The sequence below is a fragment of the Kitasatospora sp. NPDC038210 genome, assembly GCF_055600605.1.
Genome location: NZ_JBVJYK010000009.1, coordinates 237,111 through 253,644, shown reverse-complemented (window position 1 = coordinate 253,644; position 16,534 = coordinate 237,111). Strand labels below are relative to the sequence as shown.

Here is a 16,534-nt window from a genome sequence, read left to right as displayed (position 1 = left end):
CTTTTGAACAGCGCCACTGACCTGCCGATTCGGGCCCGCCGACGCCCCCGGCAAGCCGGGCGAGTGACCCAGATCACATCGCGTGGGACGCCGGCTTGACAAGCCCCCCGCCACCGACCACTCACCCACCCACGGGGCCACCCCCGCGTCACCGGCACCGCACCACCACCCGGGCAGCACCGGCCCCGCCGCACGCACCACGCGGCGCGCGTCGCACAGCGCGCCGTGCGACGTCGGTACCGCCGCACCGGTGCCGGGGGCCCTACGGCGCCGGTTCCACCGCCGCCGAGTCCAGTGCGGCGGTCACCCGCTCCAGCAGCCCGCGCAGCTCCGCCAGGTCCTCGACCGGCAGCCCGGTCGCGGCGAGCAGCCGACGCGGGACCTGCCCGGCCCGCTCGCGCAGCGCCGACCCCTCGGCCGTGAGCGCGACGGTGACGGACCGCTCGTCCTGCGCGCTGCGCTCGCGGCGCACCAGCCCGGCCGCCTCCAGCCGCTTGAGCAGCGGGGAGAGCGTGCCGGAGTCGAGCCGCAGGCGCTCGCCGATCCGCTTGACGGGCAGTTCGCCGCCCTCCCAGAGCACCAGCATGACCAGGTACTGCGGGTAGGTCAGCCCGAGGTCGCGGAGCAGCACCCGGTAGACGCCGCCGAAGGCCCGCGAGGCCGCGTTGAGCGAGAAGCAGATCTGCTGGTCGAGGCGGAGCAGTTCCTCGTCCGCCATGCCGGGAAGCGTGGTCATGGCTCCATGGTACCGATCACACTCGCACGATTAAGTTGTGCGCAATTGAATTGCGTGCTCTACTTGTCGCAGGGCAGGAACCCGGACGGGTCGCGGAAACGAAGGCGACGCGCCCCGGGCCCACCCGCATCCGAGCAACCGAAGCACCACGAAGGGGACCGACCATGGACGCGCTCTACACCGCAGCCGCCACCGCCAACGGCCGGGAGGGCCGTGCCGTCAGCTCCGACGGGCAGCTGGACCTCGCGCTGGCGATGCCGCCGGCGCTCGGCGGCAACGGCCAGGGCACCAACCCCGAGCAGCTGTTCGCGGCCGGCTACGCCGCCTGCTTCGCGAGCGCCCTCGGCCTGGTCGGCCGGCAGGCCCGGGTGGACACCAGCGAGGTCTCGGTGACCGCCGAGGTCTCCATCGGCAAGGACGGCGCGGGCTTCGGCCTCGCGGTCGTGCTGCGCGTCGAGCTGCCCGAGGCCCTGGCGGGCGAGACCGGCGAGCTGCTGGTCAAGCAGGCGCACGAGGTCTGCCCCTACTCCCGCGCCACCCGCGGCAACATCCCGGTCGAGCTCGTCGTCGAGTAGTCGCCCGGGGCACGGGGAGGCCGGTCGCCACGACCGCGTCGCAGCCCCCTCGCAGGCGCGCACCGGGCCCGCCGCACACCCCGTGCGGCGGGCCCGCCCCGTTTCCCGGGCCGGCGCCCCTACCCCGCCGTGCCGGGCGGAGGCCCACCGCCCGCCGGGCCGGCCACACCCGGTCCGCCGGCACCCGGCCCGGCACTGCCGGGCCATCCGCCGCCGGGCCCGCTCGCCGAGCGCAGCGTCTCCAGTCTGTGCCGGTACTCCTCCGCGTCGATCTCACCCCGCGCGAACCGATCCGCGAGCACCTGCTCCGCAGGCGGTCCCGCCCCCCAGCCGCCGGGGCCGCCCGACCCCGGCCCACCCACACCCGGTGCCGCCGGACGGCCGGGCGGGACCGGCTGCCGCGAGCGCGAGACGTACCGGAAGAGGGCGACGGCGAGGAGCACGAGCAGGGCCAGGACCAGCAGCGTCCCGATCACCATCAGCCCGATGCCCCAGCCGCTCATGCCGTGGCCGTGCCCGTATCCGTGCCAGTGCCTCATCAGGACCTCCTCCTCCGGCCCCACCCGGGGCCGAGGTGATCAGCGCCGAAGGGCCCGTCTTCGAACCCCCGCCTGCGGGGGTTCGAAGACGGGCCCTACCACCATCCTGCGCCCGGCACCGGTGAAAACGCCGTGAAGAAAGCCTGAGAAAACGTTCCGGCGCACGAGCGCGCATCCACGGGGTAGCGTGCCGTTCGTGACCCGGTACCCGCGCATGACCCACCACCCGCCCGACGACGCCCGCTCCCCCGAGCAGCTCGTCGCCGCCGGACTGCTGCGGCGCCACGCCGACCCCAGCCCCCACCCGACGCTCGGCCACTCCCCGATCGCCTACGTCGCCACCGCGCTCTGGGCCGAACTCACCGCGCTCGCCATCGCGCCGTCCGCCGCCGAGGCCACCGCCACCGCCCTGCTGCACGCACTCGCGGACCGGGCCGTGGACGCGGCCCTCGCCCCGGGCAACGAGAGCGCCCCGCACGACGACCTGTACGTGACCGATCCCGCCCACATCGGCCGGAACCGCCGCACGGTGTGGTTCCAGCGCTACGGCCCGCACGGCCCGATCACCGCCGCCTTCGCACCGTGAACCCCGCGCGCGGCGCCGCCCCTCGGGGCCCGCGGCCTCAGCGCTCGACCTGCAGGCTGTGGCAGACCCAGCTGAGCCGGTCCGGCCCGGAGACCGGCGGCCGGGCGTGGTACGTCCCGTCCGCCACCGACAGGTTGACGATCAGGTAGGCGTGCCAGCCCGGCCCCACCCCGTGCAGGTCCGCGTAGACGAGCTCGTCCTCGACGTACCAGTCCACCGAGTTCGCGCCGAGCACCACCCGCAGGCCGAAGGTCGCCCCAGGGCCGATCCCGGCGCCGCCGCCGTGCCAGTACCGGTAGCCGCCCCGGACGTGGTTGGAGATCTCCAGCAGGTCGGGGTTGTCGGGGTGGTACTCGAAGAAGTCCACCTCGTTGCCGCCGTCCCGCCAGGTCCAGATCGCCGGCCAGGCGCCCAGCCCGGTGGGCAGCGTCACGCGCGCCGACAGCACGTCCCCGGTACGGACCTGGAACCCGTCCGGACTGCCCTCGGTCGTCAGCAGGTTGCAGCTCCACAGCCCGCCGCTGTGCCGCCGGGTGGCGGTGAACACCCCGCCCGGGCAGTACCCGCGGACGAGGTAGTCGAGCTTGTGGTCGCTCCGGTTGGTCGGCCCCATCCGGGGATAGGCGCTGCTACGCCCGGTGATCCACTGCCTGGTCGAAGTGAAGTCCGCGTCGAAAACGACGGTCACGGCCGCCTCCCCGGTGCTCCGGCGCCCCGGCAGTCGGATCGGCCGGGCACACAGAGTGATTTACCCGGTACGGTCCGCTGTATGCGAAGCGGACCCCGCGGGTCCGTCCCGGGACCGGGCGGACCCCCGAGGCGGCGGTCGGCCGCGGGAACCGGGGCCGGCTCAGCCGACCGCCGCAGCACCCCCGGCGCCGAGCCGGTCGGTCACCGAGACCACGCCGTCCACCGCGCGGCACAGGTTGAGCACGATCGGCACCAGGTGCGGCTCGGGCACGGTGCCGCTGAGCACCACCCGGCCCTGGTTGACCTCCACCCCGATCTCCGCCGGGCTCACGCCCTCGATCCGGCCGAGCACCTCCTCGACGATCTCCCGCCGGATCACCCCGTCCTCGCGCAGGAACACCCGCAGCAGGTCCCCGCGGCTGACCATGCCGACGACCCGCCCCTCCCCGTCCAGCACCGGCAGCCGCTTGAGCCCGTGCCGGCTCATCGTGCGGGCCGCCGCGACCACGCTGGTGCCGGGCGAGGTGCAGACCGGCTGGCCGGTCATCAGGTCGGCGGCGGTGACCTCGCCGTTCGGGCCGGCCTGCGGCGACTCCGGCGCCGGCAGCAGACTGCCCGGGTCCTCCTGCGCGGCCAGGGTGCGCAGCAGGTCGGCCTCCGACACGACGCCGAGCGGCCGCCCTTCCGGGTCCACCACCGGCACCCCGGTGATGTCGTACTCGCTCAGCAGCGTCACGATCTCCCGGAACCCGGTCTCGGGGGAGACCAGGACCACGGGGCTGGTCATCACGGATTCGACGGTGGCATGCCGCACGCCGGTTCACCTCGTCCAACGGTGCTGGTCCGACCGGGCGCGGATCGTCCCGGCCGGTTACCGGCAGCATGGCGCGCGGCGGCTCGGATCGCCAGGGGCCAAGGGGCCGAACGGGTGGGTCCTTGGACCCCGGTGCACGAACACGCCTCCCACGGGCCGGACCGGGGGCGGGACGTGCACCGTCGCCCCGCGGGCGGGGGCGACGGGCCGCCGGAGGACCCGTCCCCGCGACGTCCCTCGCGGCCACCGGCGAGGCGCAGATCCGGCCGTTCCCGGCAGGACCGCTCGCCGGACGGTCTTCCGGCGGTGGCCGGCCCGGGCGGGCTGCGCCGTCCCGGACGGCGGGCCGGGCGTCAAGCAGCTCGACCTGTGGGCCTTCGCGGTGCAGCCGCTGCCGCAGAACGCGGGCCCGGCCTCCTGGGTCTGTCTGCGCGCCGACCGCTGGAACGGCGAGGGCAGCGCGGCCACCGCCGTCGTCCTGCCGACCGCCCGCGGCGCGCAGCGCACCGGCGGCGGTCCGGGCCGGGCGTGCAGCCGGTTCGAGCGGGACACGGTGGCCTGGACGTGGTGGCGCTCCCCGCAGGGCACCGAGTACCTGCTCGCGGCGGGCAGCCGCCGGGTCACCCGGCTCACCGTCAAGGGCCCGGACCGGTCCGCCGACCGGCCCGTCGCGGACCACACCCTCGCCGTGGAGCGCCCCGCCCGCTCGGACGTCCGGGTGGAGGCGGTCCTCGACGGCGACAGCCGCATCGGCCCGCTGCAGTGAGCCCGGCCCCGGCGCGGGCGGCGCGGGCGGCGCGCACCGCACCACCGCCCGGTCCGCTCAGCCCGCACGGCCGACGGCGCCCGACGACTCCGCCTCGTAGTCCGGCAGTTCGACGCTGCTGACCTCCTTGCCCAGCTCCAGCATCTTGTCCAGCGCCCACCGCCGGTTCAGCAGCGCGTTGCGGAACCGCAGCCCGGTCGCGGTGCGCGGCGCCAGGAACGGCCCTGTGCGGTCGCCGCCCTTCTGGCAGCCCCGGGCGTATCCGCGCAGCAGCCGCTCGTACCGCGCGAAGGCGGTGCGGTGGTCACCGCGCGCCCGGGCCAGCTCGCCCGCCAGGACGTACGCGGCCACCACCGCCGTCCCGGTGCCCATGCCGCCGATGGTCGCGCCGCAGGCGGCGTCGCCGACGAGGGCGATCCGGCCGTTCGACCAGGCGGGCACGTCGGCCCGGCTGATGGAGTCGAAGTACAGCTCGGGGGCGGCGTCCAGGCTCTCCAGCAGGTGCGGGACCCGCCAGCCGAGGCCCGTGAAGGCGGCTCGGACGAGCGCCTTCTGCTGCGCCCGGTCGTGGCGGTCGTAGCGCACCTCGGGCGAGGCGAACAGGGCGAAGGCGCCCGCCCGGCTCCGGTCCCGGTGGCCGGCACCGACCGACATCAGCCGGCCGGGGACGTTCAGCCCCACCGAGCCGACGGGCAGCCCGAGGTCGTTCGGCAGCTGCCAGGTGGCCGCGTAGTAGCCGAGGTGGCGCACGTAGCGCTGCTCCGGGCCGAAGGCGAGCCGGCGGACGTTGGAGTGCAGCCCGTCGGCGCCGATCACCAGGTCGAACTCCCGCGGTGCGGCGTGCCGGAAGGCGACCCGGACCCCGCTCGGGGTCTCCTCCAGCGCGGTGATCGAGTCGCCGAAGAGGTACTCGGCCCGGGCGCTGCTGTGCCGGTGCAGCAGCCGGGCGAGTTCCCCGCGCGGAACCTCCACGTCGCCGCCCGCGAACTCGGCGGGCAGGTGCAGCAGGCGGCGCCCGTCGGCGGCCACGAAGGTCATCGGGCTGCCGCCGGTGCCGAGTGCGCGCAGCTCGTCCAGCACGCCCATCCGTTCCAGCACGGTCAGGTGGGTGCGGCCGCGGAAGTCGACGTCCTGGCCGCCGTCGCGCAGCGCGGGCGCCAGCTCGACCACGGTCACCTCGAAGCCGTACCTGCCCAGCCAGTGGGCCAGCGCGGGGCCGGCGATGCTCGCGCCCGAGATCAGGATCCTGGTGCTCACGGGAACCACTCCTCCGTCGATCGAGAAACTGTGTCTCGCAGACACGGTTTGTTGCTGTGTACGGTAGACACAGTTGGCGTGCGGGGCAACCCCCGAGGCAGGAGCCGAGGACGAGCCGGGGACGACCCCCGGCGGACCCGGTACGGAACCCCAGGACGGGAGCGGACGATGGGCGAGGCGGCGAACGACATGGTGCGGCTGCTCTGGGGGCCGCCGGCCAAGCCCACCCGGGGACCGAAACCGGCCCTCACCCTGGAGCGGATCGCCGCGGCGGGCGTCGAGGTCGCCGACGCCGAGGGCCTGGCCGCGGTCTCGATGCAGAAGGTGGCCGGGCTGCTCGACTTCACCAAGATGTCGCTGTACCGCTACGTCCCGGGCAAGGCCGAACTGATCGCCCTGATGGTCGAGTCGGCCGTCGACGAGCCGCCGCGCCCTGCCGAGGGCACCGACTGGCGGGAACAACTCACCGCCTGGTCCGGCCACTTGGCCGACTCCTTCGCCCGGCACCCGTGGCTGCTGGACGCCACCGTCGGCCCCCGCGTGGTCGGCCCGAAGGAACTCACCTGGCTGGAGCGGGTGGTCTCCGCGCTCGACGGCCACGGACTGACCGGCCCCGAGCGGATGGACGCCGCCGTCCTCCTCGCCGGACACGTGCGCGGGATCGCCGCACAGTCCCGCGCCACCGGGCCCGCCGGCTCCCCCGAGGCCGAATTCCTCACCGTCTTCGGCCTCGTGATGCAGCAGCACGCCGACCGCTACCCCGCGGTCGCGGCCGCCGTGGCCGAACCGGGCGGGCGCGACCAGGCGCTCGACTTCGGCCTGGAACGCATCCTGGACGGCCTGGCCGCCCTGATCGAGCACCGCACGGCGCAGCCCTGACACCACGGCGCGGCCCCGTCGCCCGCGCACCCGTGCGCCTTCGCGCCTTCGCGCCCGGAAAACCCTTCGGAGCGCCGCCCGCCCGGGCGCTAGCATCGCGCCCCATGGCGATGTTCGTGCACCTGACCGCCGCGGCCAACGCGCCGCGCATCCGCCGCGCCGGGATCCGGGCCGACAGCCGGGGCCAGGGCGGGGCGCGCGGGCTCTACTGCTTCCCCGTGCTGCCCTCGTACGCCCTGACCCACCAGTGGCTGCGCGAGCTGGCCCGGTTCGGCCCCAAGGGCTCGCTGGTCGCGGTGCACGTCCGGCTGGACGACGCGCAGGAGGTCCTGGCCGGGCACTACCGCGACCGCGCCCGGGACGCCCAGCAGCCGGTGTCCGCGGCCGAGGCGGTCCGGCGGATCGGCGCACTGCCCGACCCGCGCGGCTGGGAGGTCTTCCTGCCGCGTGCCGCGGGCGCCCGCGAGGTGCACCGGATCCGCGCCGTGCCGCAGGTCGCCGGCTGGCGCTACCGGCCGGGCGCCCACGGCACCCGGCCCTGCACCTGCTTCGGCTGCCGGATCCGCGGCGAGTACGGCGGCCGCCGCCTGCGCGAGCGCCACCCGCACCCGCTGGACGGCCCGCCGCCGCCCGTCCCCGTCCTGCTCGCCCGGATCGCGGCGGCCGGCGAGCCGGGCGACCCGGCCGAGCTGCGGCAGGCCCTGCACTGGTTCGGGATGCGCCCCCGCGGCCCGGTTGACCTCCTGGCGCCCCTGGCCGCCCATCCCGACCCGCGCGTGCGCGAGGACCTGGTCTGGACCGTCGGCCCCTGGTCCACCCCGGGCGTCGCCGAACTGCTGGACGGCCTCGCGGACGATCCGCACCCGGACGTCCGCGAGGCCGTCGGGGCGGTGCGGGACCGCTGAGGCCCCGCACCGCCCCGGGTCGTGGGCGGCCCGTCGTCAGGACACGCGCTTCAGCTGCCAGCTGTTCTTGTCGAAGCTCGGCACCGCGGAGTACTGACAGCCGGCGCTGTAGAAGCTGCTGACGATCGTCCAGCCGGCCGGCGGCCAGGTCGAGGCACAGGCGTTGACCACGGTGCCGACCGGGTAGCCGGTGAGCTGCATGATCTTCTTGGTGTTCGGGTTGAACCCGGAGCCGCAGCCGCCGCTGTTCCACCACTGGACGTCCACGTAGCCGCCCGGCGTGAGCGAGGAGGAGCACATGGTGGTGGTGTCACCGGGCGCGGCCTGGGCCGTCCCCATGGTCAGGGTGAGCGCGGCGGCGGCAGCGCCGATGGTCAGCGCGGCGGCGCGGAGGCGTATCACGGGGGCGGGCTCCTCTCGGTGACGCGGCACCTCCGCGTCACCGCCCATTCCTATCGGTGCCGCCGCCTCGACGGACAGCGACTTTCCGGCCCGACCGGCGGCGCATTCTCGCCCCTCCGTACCCGACCCACCCGCGCGCCGCGCCCGTGGCCGGCGCCGCCCGCCGCCGACGTGCCCGTCCGGCCGATCCGGGTGATCATGGGACGACACGCGTCTTCGACGATTCGGCGCACCGGCCGGCTCCGATGGCGCCGGGAAGGTGGACTGCGATGTTCCAGCTCCTGTGGATTCTGCTCATCGGCTTCGTGCTGGGCGTCATCGCCAAGCTGTTCCTGCGCGGGCCGCAGTCGATCCCCTGGTGGCTGACCATGCTGCTCGGTGCCGCCGGGGCGTGGCTCGGCAACGCCGTGTCCGGCTGGATCGGCGTCCGCCACACCTCGGGCATCGACTGGATCCGCCACATCCTGCAACTCGCCTTCGCGATCGCCCTGGTGGCCCTCGCCTCGCCCGCCTGGAGCAAGTCCCACCCGAGCCGCTGACCTTGCCGCCCCGTCGCCGGCACCCTCGGCGCAGCGACGTGCAGCGACGTGCAGCGACGTGCACCGCCACGCCGCTCAGCCGACGTGCACGGCCGGCCGGCGCGAGCGGTCCGGCTCGGCCTCGCGCAGCACCTCGCGGGTGACCGGCGCGATCTCGCCCTGCCCGAACAGGAAGAACCGCAGGAACTGGGCGAACGGGTTGCCCTCGGTCCACTCGAAGTAGATGTGCGGCTGCTGCCCGGTCAGGTCGCGCACGTGCAGCAGCAGGGCGGCGATGGCGTTGGGCACGCTGGAGCTCTCCAGCGACAGCACCCGGTACCGGCCGTGCAGCACCTCGCCGTGCACGGTCAGTTCGGACTCGAAGTCGGACGGGTCGAGCACGGTGACCTCGACGAAGACCAGGTCGTCCTCGGCCGGGATGTCGTTGTCGGTGCGGATCTGGCGGATCTTGTCGCGGTACTCGGCGAGGTCCCGGCTGTTGGGCTCGTTGGCGATCAGCCGTAGCGGGCGGTGCATGTAGTCCCGGACGAACCGCTCGGCGACGCCGTCCAGCGTCACGTCGGTGACGCGCAGTTCGAAGGCCCGCTTGAGCCGGGAGAGGAAGGAGACCAGCATGATGCCCGCGATGAAGCAGGCACCGATCTTCACGCCGTCCGGGCGCTCGGCGATGTTGACCCCGGTGGTGTAGAGGAACACCGCGGCGATCACCGCGAAGCCGGCCCGCCAGCGGCGCTGCCCGGCCTTGTGGGCGGCGATGGTGACGGCGATCGCGGCGGAGCTGATCAGCACCAGCACACCGGTCGCGTACGCGCCGCCCTGCGCGTCCACGCTGGCGTCGAAGATCCAGGTGACCAGGAAGGCGATCAGGGTGAGGACGATGACGGTGGGCCGCACCGCGCGGGCCCAGTGCGGGGCCATGCCGTAGCGGGGCAGGTAGCGCGGCATCAGGTTGAGCAGCCCGGCCATCGCGGAGGCGCCGGCGAACCAGAGGATGGCGATCGTGGACAGGTCGTAGATGCTGCCGAAGGTGTTGCCCAGGTACTCGTGGGCGAGGTAGGCGAGCGCTCGTCCGTTGGCCTGGCCGCCGGGCTTGAACTGGTCGGGCGGGATCAGCAGCGTGGTGATGAGGCTGGTGGTGATCAGGAAGACGCTCATGATCGCGGCGGCGGTGGTGAGCAGTTTGCGGGCGCCCCGGATCCGGCCGGTGGGCTTCTCCTCGGTGTCCTCGGGGTCGCCCTCGATGTGCGGCATCACGGCGACGCCGGTCTCGAAGCCGGACAGGCCGAGCGCCAGCTTGGGGAAGACGATCAGCGCCACGCCGACCACGGCGAGCGCGTTGCCGTGCTCGGCGGTGAGCGCGTCGGTCCAGGCGGTGAACAGGTGCGGGGCCTTGAGCACGTGCCAGAGCCCGTTGACCACCACCACGACGTTGAGCGAGAGGTAGACCGCGACGAGGACCACGGCCAGGCCGATCGCCTCGCTGAAGCCCTTGAGGAAGACCCCGCCGAGCAGCGCGATCATGATGAGGGTCAGCATGACCTGCTTGCCGGTCAGCGCGCTGTGCAGGTGCGGGTTCTCGACCAGGTGGGCGCTGGCGTCGGCGGCGGACAGGGTGATGGTGATCATGAAGTCGGTGGCTGCGAAGCCCAGCAGGGTGAGCACGAAGAGCTTGCCCTGCCAGAACGACAGCAGGCGCTCCAGCATCGCGATCGAGCCCTCGCCGTGCGGGCTCTCCTGGGCGACCCGCCGGTAGACGGGGAGCGCGCCGAGCAGGGTGACGATGACCAGCACGATCGTGGCGATCGGGGAGACCAGGCCGGCCGCGAGGGCGGCGATGCCGGGCTGGTAGCCGAGCGTCGAGAAGTAGTCGAGGCCGGTCAGGCACATGACCCGCCACCAGCGCTGGCCCTTCACGTGCGGAACCTGCGCGTGCGGGCCGGGGTGCTGCTTGGCCATGTCCGCCAGGCCTTCCAGCATCCACGCCCGGAAGCGCCCGCCGCTGTTCCGGGACGGTACCCCCGGTGCGGCCGAACCCGACGAGACCACGTACACCCCTGTCCACGACTCGGCCGGCCGCGTGCGGCTCCGGACCCCCGGCGGCCCGCCGGACGGCGGGCCTGGTCAGGCTAGGTGACCGGGCCACCACCCCCCGGGAACCGCGCGGGCCAACACGCCAGGGTGCGCCCGTACGGCCCTCCCGGCCCGCGGGCGGCGCCCGGCCGTGCCGGGAGGCCCGGCGCGTCGGTCCGTGCCCGACCTTGGGAGGAGTGAGGATGTCCGCGCGCGTTGACGCACTAGGTTGACGCCCGGGACCACGTCGACGGGCCTGACCCGTCGTCGGATCCGACCTGACCCGACCTGACCCGGCCGGACCGGCGCTCCGGATCGCCGCGGACCGGTCGACACGACTGCGAACGACAGGGAGGCCGCAGTGGCGGTACCGAGCCGGCGGGGGATTCTGGGCCTGGGCCTGATGGCGGCCGCCGTCACCTCCTGCGGTGCCCGGCGCCCGGAGGCGGCGCCCGCCCCGCACACCTCCGCCGACGGACCGCCCGGTGCCACCGGGGCCGGGCCCGGCAGTGGCACTCCCGGCGCCGCCGGGAACACCGGGAAGGCCGGGCCGGGGCACGACCTGGCGCACGAGCAGGCCCTGCCCGGCACGCCCGGCTGGGAGATCACCGACCCCGGCCCGGACTCCGCCGTCGAGGGCTTCGCCGACCGGGTCAGCGTCCTGCCCGGCGAGTCCTTCGGCCTGCACGTCTCCACCCCCGCCCCGGCCTTCACCGTCTCCGCGTACCGGATGGGCTGGTACGGCGGGGCCCGCGCCCGGCTGGTCTGGCGCCGCCAGAACGTCCCCGGCGGCAGACAGCCCGCGCCGCACGTGGACCCGGCGACCCGCACCGTGCTGACCGGCTGGCAGCGCAGCCTCGCCGTGGACACCACCGGCTGGCCCGAGGGCGCCTACCTGCTGCGCCTGGACGCCGAGGACGGCTCCGGCCGCCGCTACGTCCCGCTCACCGTCCGCTCCGCCGTCACCGCCGGCCGGACCGTGGTCATGAGCGCCCCGGCGACCTGGCAGGCCTACAACGAATGGGGCGGCCACAGCCTCTACAACGGCCCGACCGGCGGCCTCGCGACCCGTTCGCTGAAGGTCGTCTTCGACCGGCCGTACGACTACGCCCACGGCGCCGGGCTGTTCCTGGTCTACGAGGCGCCGCTGATCGCCTTCGCCGAACGGCTGGGCCTGCCGCTCGCCTACACCACCGGCGTCGACGTGGCCCGCGAACCCGGCCTGCTGACCGGCGCGACCACCGTCGTCTCGCTCGGCCACGACGAGTACTGGTCCCCCGAGCAGCGCGCCGCCGTGGTCACGGCCCGCGACGCCGGCACCAACCTGGCGATCCTGGGCGCCAACTGCTGCTTCCGCCGGATCCGTTACGAGCCGACCGACCTCGGCCCGGAGCGCACCGTGGTCTGCTACAAGGACGCCTGGGCGCAGGACCCGGGCCACCGGGCGGGCGCCCCGGCGACCACCGACTTCCGGGTGGGCCCGGGCGCCGATCCGGAGAGTTCGATGCTCGGCGTGATCTACGACGGCTACCCGGTGGACGCCCCGTACGTGGTCTCCTCCCCCGAGCACTGGGCCTTCGAGGGGACGGGCGTCGCCGCCGGGGCGTCCTTCCCGCACCTGGTCGGCGTCGAGTACGACCGGGTGAACACCGCCTTCCCCACCCCGCGCCCGGTCGAGGTGATCGCGCACTCCCCCGTGGTCTGCGACGGCCGGCCCTCCCACGCCGACACGGCCTACTACACCGTGCCGAGCGGCGCCGGGGTCTTCGCCTCCGGCACCATGCGCTGGGTCGAGACCCTGGACGCCCACGGCCCCGGCGCCGGCCCCGCCGACCACGGCATCGACGCCCAGGCGGGGGACCTGGTCCGCAGGGTCACCGAGAACGTCCTGCGCACCTTCGCCGCCGGACCGGCCGGCCGCACCCACCCGGCCCGGGACAACCTCGCCACCGTCTACGGCACGGCGTAGGGTCCGTCTCCGAACCCTCGCCCGGCCGGAGGTCGGGTCAGCCGGGCCGGGTCAGCCGGAGGCGAGCGGCGGCGCGAAGGTCTCGGGCGGGCCGAAGTCCGAGAAGCGGTCGTCCGTCACGGTCCGCGTGCCGTCGACCACCATCGCCTGCTCGACGCGGACGGGCCGGCCGAGCCGGTCGATCCACAGGTCGCAGTCGGCGGGCCCGCCCCCGCCCTGCGCCCCGACGTCGACCGACGGGTCCGCGCGGCGCATCAGGTCCGGCGAGAGCCGGGCGCCCAGGTGGAACACCGGCACACCCGACTCGGTCTCCATGCCCTTGCGTGCGGCGGGGCCGGAGTCCAGCAGGAGTTCGGCGTAGGCGGCGACCACGTCCGGGTCGATCCGGAAGCCCGCGGCGGACTCCGGGTCGCGCCGCCACCCCGTCCCAGCCGCCCGGTCCCGCTGGTATACGACCCCGTCGACGGTCAGGGTCTCCGTCCAGGCCACCACCTCGGCCCCGCCCCGGACGGTCCGCTCCTCCGTGCGGGAGCCCCGGGCCGGGGTGTTGTGGTTCACCCGGCCCGTGGCGGTGAAGACCTCCCGCGCGTCACCGTCGCCCGTCTCGGAGGTCAGCGCGAGGGTCGCGGCGTACGGCTCCTTCGAGCGGTGGGCGATCGCGACCGCCGGGTCGAACGCCCCGGTCGCGTCGGCGGGTGCGCCGACCGTCGCGGCCGTGGCGGGTGCCGGCGCCGCCGCCTCCGGGCCGCAGCCGGCGAGGACGGGCAGGGCGAGGGCCAGGGCGGCGACCGACCGGGAGGCCGAGCGTCGGGTCGTCAAGGAATTTCTCCGGTTCTGCGTTCGGGACGGCGGTAGCCTGCCACATCGGCCGATCGCGGTCGAACGGATGCCCGGAGCCCGGTGGAGCCCGTCCGGCGGCCCTCCCCGTACGGGAGCGGGCCCGCACCCCCGATACACTCGCACGGTCCAACCAGCGCAGGTCGTCCAGGCAAACCGACCGGTGCGGCACGGGGTGCCCGCCGGCGAGGGCACGAGGGAAACAGAACATGGTCGAGGCCTCTCCCAAGGTCGTTGTGGTCGTCCCCACGTACAACGAGCGGGAGAACCTCCCGGTCCTCGCGGGCCTGCTCGCCGAGCTTCCGGTGCCGAACCTGCACCTGCTGGTCGTCGACGACAACTCGCCCGACGGCACCGGCGAGGTCGCCGACAAGCTCGCCGCGAACTCCGACGGCACCGTCGGCGTGCTGCACCGCACCGAGAAGAACGGCCTCGGCCGTGCCTACCTGGCCGGCATGGAGCGGGCCCTGGACGAGGGCGCCGACGTCGTGGTCCAGATGGACGCCGACCTCTCCCACCCGGCCTCGGCGATCCCCGAGATGGTGCGCACCCTGCTCACCGACGGCACCGCCGTGGTGCTCGGTTCCCGCTACGTCCCCGGCGGCTCGACCGCCGCCGAGTGGCCCTGGCACCGCAAGGCCCTCTCCGCCTGGGCCAACTTCTACGTCAACACCATCCTCGGCCTGGGCGTCCGGGACGCCACCGCCGGGTTCAAGGCCTGGCGCGCGACCACCCTGCGCGCCATCGACCTGCCCACCGTGCAGAGCAACGGCTACTCCTTCCAGGTCGAGATGAACTACCGGGTGGTCAAGCGGGGCATGACGATCCGCGAGGTGCCGATCCGCTTCGAGGAGCGGATCGAGGGCGCCTCGAAGATGAGCATGGGGGTGCAGGTCGAGTCCGCACTGGCCCCCTGGAAGCTGCGCTTCAACCGCGGCGACTGACCGGACGGCGGGCGGAGTCCGGACGGCGGGCGGAACCGCCCGACCGGACCGCCGGGCGGAGCCGGTGGGGACCGGCCGGACCGAACCGGTGGCAACCGGCCGCTCCGGCAGGTTCATACGGGTGCCGAACGGGCCGCGGAACGGTGTGAAGGGCGGCGGCGGGGAAAGAAGGGCGACATGGCCCTTCTCCCGGAGTCACTCACGGCCCTGATCCGCCGCTTCGCGCGGGAGCCCTTCGTCGTCCAGACCGTGCGGGCCACCGTCGCGGCGACCATCTCCTACGCGGTGGCGACGCAGCTCAGCAGCGAGCCCGCCCCGCTGACGGCGCCGCTGACCGCGCTGCTGGTGGTCCAGGTGACCGTCTACTCGACTCTCAAGACCAGCATCCGCCGGGTCAACTCGGTGGTCGTCGGGGTGCTGATCGCGATCGGCTTCAGCGCCGTGGTCGGGCTCTCCTGGTGGAGCCTCGGGCTGATCATCCTGGCCTCGCTGGTCGTCGGCCGGTTCGTCCGGGTCGAGGAGTTCGTCCAGGAGGTCGCGATCAGCGCGATGCTGATCCTGGGCGTCACCAAACTGGCCTCGCAGGCCTGGGACCGCGTGCTGGAGACGCTCATCGGCGCCGCCGTCGGCCTGCTGTTCAACCTGGTGTTCGCGCCACCGGTCTGGGTGGACACCGCCGGGGAGTCGATCGAGGACCTCTCCCGGCGGGCCCGCCAGCTGCTGCTCGACATCGCCGAGGAGCTGGGCCGTCCCACGCCGGTCGCCCGGGCCGCCGAGCGGCTGCACGAGGCCCGCCGGCTGGACCAGGCGATCGCCGAGGTGGACGCGGCGCTGCGGCAGGCCGAGGACAGCCTGCGGTTCAACCCGCGGATCAGCGAGGGGCTGCTGTCGCGGCTGGTGCTGCGCACCGGGCTGGACACCCTGGAGATCTGCGTCGTGGTGATCCGGGTTCTGGCCCGCTCGCTGACCGACCTGGCCAAACGGCGCGCGCCCGGCGAGCGGCTGTTCCCACCGGACGTCGCGGTCGACCTTGAGGAGCTGCTGGACCACGTCGGCGGGGCGATGGTGAGCTTCGCGGTGCTGGTGACCACCCAGGTGAGCAGCAGCGCCGAGGAGGCTGAGACCCGGCTGACCTCCGAGCTGGCGGCGGCCTGGGCCTGCCGGGAGAACGTCGCCCAGGTGCTGCTGCGCAAGGTGCAGGAGCACCCGGAGGCCTGGCAACTGCACGGCTCGATGCTGGCCGAGGTGGACCGGATCCTGGACGAGCTGGACCTGGAGCACCGCAGCCGGCGGCTGATGGAGGAGCTGGACCGGGCGTCGGTGGCCAACCGGGAGCGGTTCGCGCGGTTCGCCCGGCTGCGCCGGTTCCTGCGCGGCGAGCGGGAGCGGGGACGGGAGACGACGGCGCGCCCGGCGGCGGAGGCCGGGCGCTGACCGGACGGTCGGGCCCCGACCGGATCGGGCCCCCGGGCTGTCGGGCCGTCACGGGGTTCAGGGCGTCACGGGGTTCAGGTCGTCAGGGCGTCGCGGCGTCCGTCCGGCACCGGGACATGAGCGCGTGAGTGCATCAGGGCATCAGGGCATCAGCCAGGGCTGCTGCGGGAGCGGGTGTCCGGTCTCCAGGTAGGTCTTCAGGTTGGAGAGCACGGCCGACCAGCCCTGCTCGGCGTCCACCCGCTCGGCCTCGTCGGCGAGGTTCTCGTGGGTGACGGTGAGCCGCGTGAGGTCCCGCCAGCCGCGGATGTCGAAGGTGACCACGGAGGGCCCGCCCGGGCGCCGCTCCGCCGGCCCCGCCCAGGTGGTGACCAGCCGGTGCGGCCGGTCGACGGCCTCGACCGTGCCGGCCACGTCGGCGATCCCGGAGTCGTCGGTGCGCTGGTGCTCCCAGGGCGCGCCGGGCAGCCAGGTCGAGACGTTGCGGTGGCCCCAGTACAGGCCGGACTCGTCGGCGTTGGTGAGCGCGTGCCAGACCCGCTCGGGGGTGGCCCTCAGGTAGAGGACGGCGCGGTGGGTGGCGGCGGTCACG

General features: G+C 74.5%; 18 protein-coding genes. 9 read left to right on the top strand and 9 right to left on the bottom strand.

Going from position 1 to position 16,534, the window contains the following annotated elements; all coding sequences use genetic code 11:
* Window positions 1-262: 262 nt before the first annotated feature.
* A complete protein-coding gene (locus ACZ7KX_RS20615) occupies window positions 263-736 on the bottom strand; it encodes a MarR family winged helix-turn-helix transcriptional regulator (protein ID WP_470327675.1) in 474 nt (157 codons plus the stop codon).
* A gap of 164 nt (window positions 737-900) precedes the next feature.
* Between ACZ7KX_RS20615 and ACZ7KX_RS20610 the strand changes: the two genes are divergently transcribed.
* Complete coding sequence (locus tag ACZ7KX_RS20610) at window positions 901-1,311, top strand: organic hydroperoxide resistance protein (protein ID WP_470327674.1); 411 nt, start codon at window positions 901-903, stop codon at window positions 1,309-1,311.
* A gap of 119 nt (window positions 1,312-1,430) precedes the next feature.
* Here the strand turns inward: ACZ7KX_RS20610 and ACZ7KX_RS20605 are convergent, their stop codons facing one another.
* Window positions 1,431-1,850, bottom strand: a complete 420-nt coding sequence (locus ACZ7KX_RS20605; protein ID WP_470327673.1) for a hypothetical protein — start codon at window positions 1,848-1,850, stop codon at window positions 1,431-1,433.
* A gap of 196 nt (window positions 1,851-2,046) precedes the next feature.
* On the opposite strand from ACZ7KX_RS20605, the gene ACZ7KX_RS20600 reads away from it, so the two are divergent.
* Window positions 2,047-2,436, top strand: a complete 390-nt coding sequence (locus tag ACZ7KX_RS20600) for a hypothetical protein (RefSeq protein WP_470327672.1) — start codon at window positions 2,047-2,049, stop codon at window positions 2,434-2,436.
* Between the two features lie 37 nt (window positions 2,437-2,473).
* On the opposite strand, the gene ACZ7KX_RS20595 is transcribed toward ACZ7KX_RS20600, so the two are convergent.
* A complete protein-coding gene (locus ACZ7KX_RS20595; RefSeq protein WP_470327671.1) occupies window positions 2,474-3,124 on the bottom strand; it encodes a LamG domain-containing protein in 651 nt (216 codons plus the stop codon).
* Between the two features lie 162 nt (window positions 3,125-3,286).
* On the bottom strand, window positions 3,287-3,913 hold the full coding sequence (locus ACZ7KX_RS20590; RefSeq protein WP_470327670.1) for a CBS domain-containing protein: 627 nt from the start codon (window positions 3,911-3,913) through the stop codon (window positions 3,287-3,289).
* A gap of 409 nt (window positions 3,914-4,322) precedes the next feature.
* Here ACZ7KX_RS20590 and ACZ7KX_RS20585 point away from each other — a divergent pair, with 409 nt between their 5' ends.
* On the top strand, window positions 4,323-4,706 hold the full coding sequence (locus ACZ7KX_RS20585; protein ID WP_470327669.1) for a hypothetical protein: 384 nt from the start codon (window positions 4,323-4,325) through the stop codon (window positions 4,704-4,706).
* 57 nt (window positions 4,707-4,763) lie between these two features.
* On the opposite strand, the gene ACZ7KX_RS20580 is transcribed toward ACZ7KX_RS20585, so the two are convergent.
* Window positions 4,764-5,963: an FAD-dependent monooxygenase gene (locus ACZ7KX_RS20580; protein WP_470327668.1), complete on the bottom strand. Its 1,200-nt coding sequence runs from the start codon at window positions 5,961-5,963 to the stop codon at window positions 4,764-4,766.
* A gap of 168 nt (window positions 5,964-6,131) precedes the next feature.
* Here ACZ7KX_RS20580 and ACZ7KX_RS20575 point away from each other — a divergent pair, with 168 nt between their 5' ends.
* Both ACZ7KX_RS20575 and ACZ7KX_RS20570 read left to right on the top strand, forming a co-directional pair.
* Complete coding sequence (locus tag ACZ7KX_RS20575; RefSeq protein WP_470327667.1) at window positions 6,132-6,842, top strand: TetR/AcrR family transcriptional regulator; 711 nt, start codon at window positions 6,132-6,134, stop codon at window positions 6,840-6,842.
* Between the two features lie 104 nt (window positions 6,843-6,946).
* Window positions 6,947-7,747, top strand: a complete 801-nt coding sequence (locus ACZ7KX_RS20570; protein WP_470327666.1) for a HEAT repeat domain-containing protein — start codon at window positions 6,947-6,949, stop codon at window positions 7,745-7,747.
* A 36-nt stretch (window positions 7,748-7,783) separates the two neighbouring features.
* Here the strand turns inward: ACZ7KX_RS20570 and ACZ7KX_RS20565 are convergent, their stop codons facing one another.
* A complete protein-coding gene (locus ACZ7KX_RS20565) occupies window positions 7,784-8,149 on the bottom strand; it encodes a hypothetical protein (RefSeq protein ID WP_396546316.1) in 366 nt (121 codons plus the stop codon).
* Between the two features lie 269 nt (window positions 8,150-8,418).
* On the opposite strand from ACZ7KX_RS20565, the gene ACZ7KX_RS20560 reads away from it, so the two are divergent.
* On the top strand, window positions 8,419-8,688 hold the full coding sequence (locus ACZ7KX_RS20560) for a GlsB/YeaQ/YmgE family stress response membrane protein (protein WP_470327665.1): 270 nt from the start codon (window positions 8,419-8,421) through the stop codon (window positions 8,686-8,688).
* Between the two features lie 75 nt (window positions 8,689-8,763).
* On the opposite strand, the gene ACZ7KX_RS20555 is transcribed toward ACZ7KX_RS20560, so the two are convergent.
* Entirely contained in the window at window positions 8,764-10,644 is a 1,881-nt protein-coding gene (locus tag ACZ7KX_RS20555; RefSeq protein WP_470327664.1) for an APC family permease, read from the bottom strand.
* A 475-nt stretch (window positions 10,645-11,119) separates the two neighbouring features.
* Between ACZ7KX_RS20555 and ACZ7KX_RS20550 the strand changes: the two genes are divergently transcribed.
* Window positions 11,120-12,727: a N,N-dimethylformamidase beta subunit family domain-containing protein gene (locus ACZ7KX_RS20550; protein WP_470327663.1), complete on the top strand. Its 1,608-nt coding sequence runs from the start codon at window positions 11,120-11,122 to the stop codon at window positions 12,725-12,727.
* A gap of 51 nt (window positions 12,728-12,778) precedes the next feature.
* On the opposite strand, the gene ACZ7KX_RS20545 is transcribed toward ACZ7KX_RS20550, so the two are convergent.
* Window positions 12,779-13,546: a hypothetical protein gene (locus ACZ7KX_RS20545; protein ID WP_470327662.1), complete on the bottom strand. Its 768-nt coding sequence runs from the start codon at window positions 13,544-13,546 to the stop codon at window positions 12,779-12,781.
* Window positions 13,547-13,773: 227 nt separating this feature from the next.
* On the opposite strand from ACZ7KX_RS20545, the gene ACZ7KX_RS20540 reads away from it, so the two are divergent.
* Complete coding sequence (locus ACZ7KX_RS20540) at window positions 13,774-14,508, top strand: polyprenol monophosphomannose synthase (protein WP_470327661.1); 735 nt, start codon at window positions 13,774-13,776, stop codon at window positions 14,506-14,508.
* 177 nt (window positions 14,509-14,685) lie between these two features.
* Window positions 14,686-15,942, top strand: coding sequence for an FUSC family protein (locus ACZ7KX_RS20535; RefSeq protein WP_350520850.1), 1,257 nt, complete (start codon window positions 14,686-14,688; stop codon window positions 15,940-15,942).
* A 141-nt stretch (window positions 15,943-16,083) separates the two neighbouring features.
* Here ACZ7KX_RS20535 and ACZ7KX_RS20530 read toward each other — a convergent pair whose 3' ends face one another.
* The gene (locus tag ACZ7KX_RS20530; protein ID WP_470327660.1) at window positions 16,084-16,533 is read right to left on the bottom strand and encodes an SRPBCC domain-containing protein; all 450 of its coding nucleotides are present in this window, start codon (window positions 16,531-16,533) and stop codon (window positions 16,084-16,086) included.
* Window position 16,534 lies beyond the last annotated feature (1 nt).